Below are 5,096 nucleotides of genomic sequence, written 5' to 3' on the forward strand. Positions count from 1 at the left end.
GGCCTGTGCGGGCGGTGCGGCCCGTGACGGGGTGGGATGCGGGGGCGTCATGTTGTAGCGGATCATCCGCGTCGCCACCCAGTCGAGCTTGCGCTCGATGACGGCGAGGCGCTCAACGATCTCATCAAGCTGCTGGCCGGATCCCGTCTCCGTAGGACTGTTCATGAGATCAAGGATCCGATGCGGGGACGCCTCAGTCACGTCGTCGGGATGGGGAGAGATCCCCTGCCCAGTGGGATAGGCTTTGTCTATGAGCACCACCGGATTGGCCGCTGCCCAGGCAAAGATGCGCGACGCCGGCGTCGCGGAGCAGGCCATTGACGTCTTCAGCCACTACTATCGCGCGCTCGAGGAAGGCGCCACGGGCCTTGTCCCCGAGGACACCATCGAGCCGCTCACCGAGATCGACTCCATCGACGACGTCGAGATCGATGACGCGGCCGCCCGCGACGCGCTGAGCAAGACCGTCCTCATTAAGCTCAACGGGGGGCTGGGAACCTCCATGGGCATGGACCGGGCCAAGTCCCTGCTGCCTGTACGCGACGGCAAGACCTTCCTGGACCTGCTGGTCGACCAGGTCATGGCCGCCCGCGCCCGCTACGACGTGACCCTCCCGCTCATCTTCATGGACTCCTTCCGCACCCGCCAGGACACGCTCGCGGCCCTGGCCACCCACCCGGGCATCGAGGTGGACGGTATTCCGCTGGACTTCCTGCAGAACCGGGAGCCCAAGCTGCGCGCGGACGACCTCACCCCCGTGGAGTGGCCGGCGGATCCCTCCCTGGAGTGGTGCCCGCCCGGCCACGGTGACATCTACACCGCCCTGGTTTCCTCCGGGGTCTTGGACGCCCTGCTCGAGCGCGGCTACAAGTACGCGATGACCTCGAACTCCGACAACCTCGGTGCCGCCCCGTCGGCCCGCATCGCCGGCTGGTTCGCGGCGTCCGGCGCGCCCTACGCCCCGGAGATGTGCCGCCGCACCCCCGCCGACGTCAAGGGCGGCCACCTGGCCGTGCGCAAGGCGGACGGCCGCATCATCCTGCGGGACACCGCGCAGACCCCGGCCGACGAGATGCACTACTTCACCGACCAGTTCCGCCACCCGTTCTTCCACACCAACAACCTCTGGTTCGACCTGGAGGTGCTGCGGGACACACTCACCGAGCGCCACGGCATCCTGGGCCTGCCGCTCATCCGCAACGCCAAGACGGTCGACCCCGCCGATGCGACCTCCACGCCGGTCATCCAACTGGAGACGGCCATGGGGGCGGCCGTGGAGGCCTTCGACGGCGCCACCGCCGTGGAGGTGCCGCGCAGCCGCTTCCTGCCGGTCAAGACCACCAACGACCTGCTGCTGGTGCGCTCGGACGTGTACGAGGTGGATGCGGACGGCCTCCTGCAGCAGGTGCCCGAGCAGGCCTGCGTCGTGGACCTGGACCCCCGCTACTACAAGCGCATCGCCGACTTCGAGGCGCGCTTCCCGCAGGGAGTGCCCTCCATCCGCGAGGCGAGCAGCCTGACGGTGCGAGGCGACTGGACCTTCGGAGCCGACGTCGTCGCCACCGGAGACGCGGCCGTGTCCGAGGAGGGCGCGCCCGGAACAGTGGCAGACGGCAGCCGGGTCGGTTGAGCCGCCCGCGAGCGCGACCCCTGCGCCGTATACGCGTGAGGCCCCGGACCATGTGGTCCGGGGCCTCAGGCATCCGGTGGGCGATACTGGAATCGAACCAGTGACCTCCTCGGTGTGAACGAGGCGCTCTAACCCCTGAGCCAATCGCCCGGTGCGGTGGAGAGACTAGCCGTGGGGGAGGCCTTCGGGCAAACGCATGGCCGGTGAGGTGGATCACCGCGTTGGCATTTGCTTTCCCATGGCGACCTGATGTTATGGTTCAGCCGCGCTCGGGGTTCACCGGAACCCCCTGAGTGCCGAGCATGCGGATGTGGCTCAGTTGGTAGAGCATCACCTTGCCAAGGTGAGGGTCGCGGGTTCGAGTCCCGTCATCCGCTCCGAGGAGCCGGGTTCCTCCCAGCATCTCACTGGTGGGTTGGCCGAGAGGTTAGGCACCGGCCTGCAAAGCCGTTTACACCGGTTCGAATCCGGTACCCACCTCGGGCGATTGGCGCAGCGGTAGCGCGCTTCCCTGACACGGAAGAGGTCACTGGTTCGATCCCAGTATCGCCCACTGCGCGTGCCCTCAATGGAGCCGACGCGTGGGCCGTGCCCCGGTCACCGCTCCGCCGGGAACCAAGATTCCAGAACTTCCAGCACACCGTCATCGTCGTTCGCGGGTGCCGTGAAACGGGCAGCGCTCCGGGCGTCGGGCGAGGCATTCGCCATGGCCACGCCGTAGCCGACTCGCGCCAGCATCTCCGCGTCATTGCTCGAATCCCCGAAGGCGGCCGCCTGCGCCGCGTCCAGGCCCCAGTGCTCCAGGAGGGCATCGAGCCCGGAGGCCTTGTGCCGCCCGGGCACGATGAGGTCGACGCTGTCGTGCCCGGACACCACCGGCACCATGACCCCGCCCAGCGCCGCCTCCAGCTGCTCCAGGAAGGCGGGCTCGAAGCCGCGGGCGTCCACGAGGGCAATTTTGGAGATGCGGTGCCCATTCATATCCTCGGTCCGGGCCACGAGCTCGTAGCGCGGATGGTAGAAGGTGAGCAGCCGGCGCATCTGCGGCGACTCCGATTCGCGCAGGAGAGCGCCGTCGGGGCCCGAGGCGATGAAGGTGAGCCCGGCGACGTCGTCAAGCACCTTGAGCACCCGCGGCAGTGCGTCCAGGGGCAGGGAGGATTCCAGCACGCGGGCGCCGTCGGCCAGGACGATGGCGCCGTTGTCGGAGACGACGCCGTCGGGGGCCAGCCCGTCCGCCTGCGGGAAGAAGCCGAGCAGCTGCGCCTCCTGGTTGCCCGACGCCACCACGAAGCGCACCCCGGCCGCCCGCATGCGCTGTCGGAGAGGAGCGAAACGCTCCCGGTCGTAGGTGGAGCCGGTGCGCAGGAAGGTGCCGTCCATATCGACGGCGACCAGGCGCAGATCGGCGGGCAGCCGCCCCGGGGCGGCGGGCGGGGTTCCGGCAGGGTTGGATGGAGAGCTCATGGCGTTCATATCACTGCACCTCACGAGGCCCAGCCGGGGTGACCGCGGTCAGCCCCAGCCGGGTCAAGGCATGGGCCAGGCCGTCCTGCTCGACGTCGTCGGTGACCAGATCCGCGGCCTGCTTGACCTCGGGGGCGGCATTACCCATGGCGACCCCGACCCCGCAGTGGCGGAGCATGCCGATATCTACGATGGCATCCCCGAAAGCCACCGCATCGGCCGGGGACGCGCCCAGGTGCTCGAGCAGCACGTCGATCGCTTCGACCTTGTTGGCCGCCGACAGGGCCACGTCACCGAACAGTGCCTCATGCCCGCGTCCGCCCCAGGTACCCACGAGCAGATCCGGGAAGGCGCGCCGCGCCGCCTGGACGTCTTCAGGGCCGGACAACACGAAGCTGATCTTGTTGACGTCCTCGCGCACCAGTTCCTCGGTGAGCACCAGGTCGGGGAAGATATCGCTCGCCTCAAGGTCGCCCGCGTCGGCGCGCCCCTTGCCGGCGGCATAGGCGCGCAGCGCCGTGCGTGAAGCCGCGGGGAAATCGGGGGGCGCGTACAGACCCGAATTGGCCTCCGCATAGAAGGTGAGGCGGCGTGTGCGCAGCCAGTCCACAATGCGGCCGCACTGCTCGCGCGAGAGATGCTGGTGCAGCAGCACGTGGCCGTCGTCCTCCACGTAGGCGCCGTTGCCGCCGATCATGCCGTCCAGGCCGATGTCCCACAGCGGCGCGGGCATCTCGGCGCGGGAACGGCCGGTTGTGAGGTAGACCCGGTGCCCGGCGGCCCGAGCCCGCCGAATCGCCGTCACCGCGGACTGCGGCAACTCGTTGGTGTAGGTCACCAGGGTTCCGTCCACGTCAACGAAGATGATGCGGCGGTTGGAGGCGGTGGAGGCGGGCGAAGCTGACACGGTTGCTCCCGATCGGGTCAAAGGGGTGGGCGCAGCCGCAACGTACCATTCGGTAATAGTCTCCTGCCATGGCCGACCCGTCCACCTACCGCCCCGCCACCGGCGATATCCCCACCTCTCCGGGCGTGTACAGGTTCCTCGACGGCGAGGGGCGTGTCATCTATGTGGGCAAGGCCAAGAATCTGCGCCAGCGCTTGAGCAACTACTTCCAGGACCTGGCCGCACTCCACCCGCGCACCCAGAAGATGGTGACCACCGCCTGCGCGGTGGAGTGGACGGTGGTGTCCACCGAGGTGGAGTCCCTGGCGCTGGAGTACTCCTGGATCAAGGAGTTCAACCCGCGCTTCAACGTCAAGTACAAGGACGACAAGTCCTACCCGTACCTGGCCGTCACCATGCAGGAGACCTACCCGCGCGCCCAGATCGTGCGCGGCGCCCGCCGCCCTGGAGTGCGCTACTTCGGGCCCTTCGTGCAGGTCTGGTCCATCCGCGAAACCCTCGACCAGCTGCTGCGCGTCTTCCCCATCCGCTCCTGCTCGGCCGGCGTGTTCAAACGCGCCCACGCCTCCGGCCGCCCCTGCCTGCTCGGCTACATCGACAAGTGCTCCGCCCCCTGCGTGGACCGCATCAGCCCCGCCGACCACCGGGCACTGGCCGAGGACTTCTGCGCCTTCATGGCCGGCCGCACCGGCCCGTACCTGCGCGAGGTGGAGGCACAGATGCGGGCCGCCGCCCAGGCACTCGACTTTGAGAAGGCGGCCCGCCTGCGCGACGACGCCGAGGCCCTGAAGAAGGTCATCGAGCAGAACGCGGTAGTACTGCCGGAGGCCACCGACGTGGATGTCTTCGCCATGGCCCGCGACGAACTCACCGCAGCCGTGCAGGTGTTCCACGTGCGCGGAGGACGCGTGCGCGGCCAGCGCGGCTGGGTCATCGACCTGGTTGAGGACGCCACCGACGCCGAGCTCATTGAGCGGCTCCTCCAACAGGTCTACTCCGACCTGCTCGACCCGGCCGACGCGACCGCTCCGGTGGGCACCGCGGAGGCCGCCCCCGTCCGGTCCGGGCCGACCACCTCCCTCGGCGTCGGCA

4 protein-coding genes and 4 tRNA genes are annotated in these 5,096 nt (G+C 69.0%); 5 read left to right on the top strand and 3 right to left on the bottom strand.

What is annotated here, in order from left to right; translation table 11 throughout:
- Nucleotides 1-250: 250 nt before the first annotated feature.
- Nucleotides 251-1,630 (top strand): UTP--glucose-1-phosphate uridylyltransferase, encoded by a 1,380-nt coding sequence (locus RWX45_RS06440; RefSeq protein WP_316022929.1) that lies wholly within the window; start codon nt 251-253, stop codon nt 1,628-1,630.
- Nucleotides 1,631-1,707: 77 nt separating this feature from the next.
- Here the strand turns inward: RWX45_RS06440 and RWX45_RS06445 are convergent.
- Nucleotides 1,708-1,780 (bottom strand) — tRNA-Val (locus RWX45_RS06445).
- Between the two features lie 154 nt (nt 1,781-1,934).
- Here RWX45_RS06445 and RWX45_RS06450 point away from each other — a divergent pair.
- From RWX45_RS06450 to RWX45_RS06460, 3 genes are all read left to right on the top strand, one after another.
- Nucleotides 1,935-2,007, top strand: a tRNA-Gly gene (locus tag RWX45_RS06450).
- Nucleotides 2,008-2,039: 32 nt separating this feature from the next.
- A tRNA-Cys gene (locus RWX45_RS06455) sits at nt 2,040-2,110 on the top strand.
- Nucleotide 2,111: 1 nt separating this feature from the next.
- Nucleotides 2,112-2,183: transfer RNA gene (locus tag RWX45_RS06460), tRNA-Val, on the top strand.
- A 44-nt stretch (nt 2,184-2,227) separates the two neighbouring features.
- On the opposite strand, the gene RWX45_RS06465 is transcribed toward RWX45_RS06460, so the two are convergent.
- Both RWX45_RS06465 and RWX45_RS06470 read right to left on the bottom strand, forming a co-directional pair.
- Nucleotides 2,228-3,097 carry a Cof-type HAD-IIB family hydrolase gene (locus RWX45_RS06465; RefSeq protein WP_316022930.1) on the bottom strand — a complete coding sequence of 290 codons (870 nt, stop codon included), beginning with the start codon at nt 3,095-3,097 and terminating at the stop codon, nt 2,228-2,230.
- A gap of 10 nt (nt 3,098-3,107) precedes the next feature.
- Complete coding sequence (locus RWX45_RS06470) at nt 3,108-4,004, bottom strand: HAD family hydrolase (RefSeq protein WP_316022931.1); 897 nt, start codon at nt 4,002-4,004, stop codon at nt 3,108-3,110.
- Nucleotides 4,005-4,072: 68 nt separating this feature from the next.
- On the opposite strand from RWX45_RS06470, the gene uvrC reads away from it, so the two are divergent.
- Nucleotides 4,073-5,096: excinuclease ABC subunit UvrC (gene uvrC / locus RWX45_RS06475; RefSeq protein ID WP_316022932.1), on the top strand; the 1,024-nt coding region annotated here is incomplete at its 3' end.

The organism is Actinomyces sp. MRS3W (genome assembly GCF_032465695.1).
Classification (GTDB): Bacteria; Actinomycetota; Actinomycetes; order Actinomycetales; family Actinomycetaceae; genus Actinomyces.

What these genes read in the sequence shown, in the direction of transcription:
- RWX45_RS06440 (WP_316022929.1), top strand. Translation starts at nt 251, where the DNA reads ATGAGCACCACCGGATTGGCCGCTGCCCAGGCAAAGATGCGCGACGCC.
- RWX45_RS06465 (WP_316022930.1), bottom strand. Translation starts at nt 3,097, where the DNA reads ATGAGCTCTCCATCCAACCCTGCCGGAACCCCGCCCGCCGCCCCGGGG.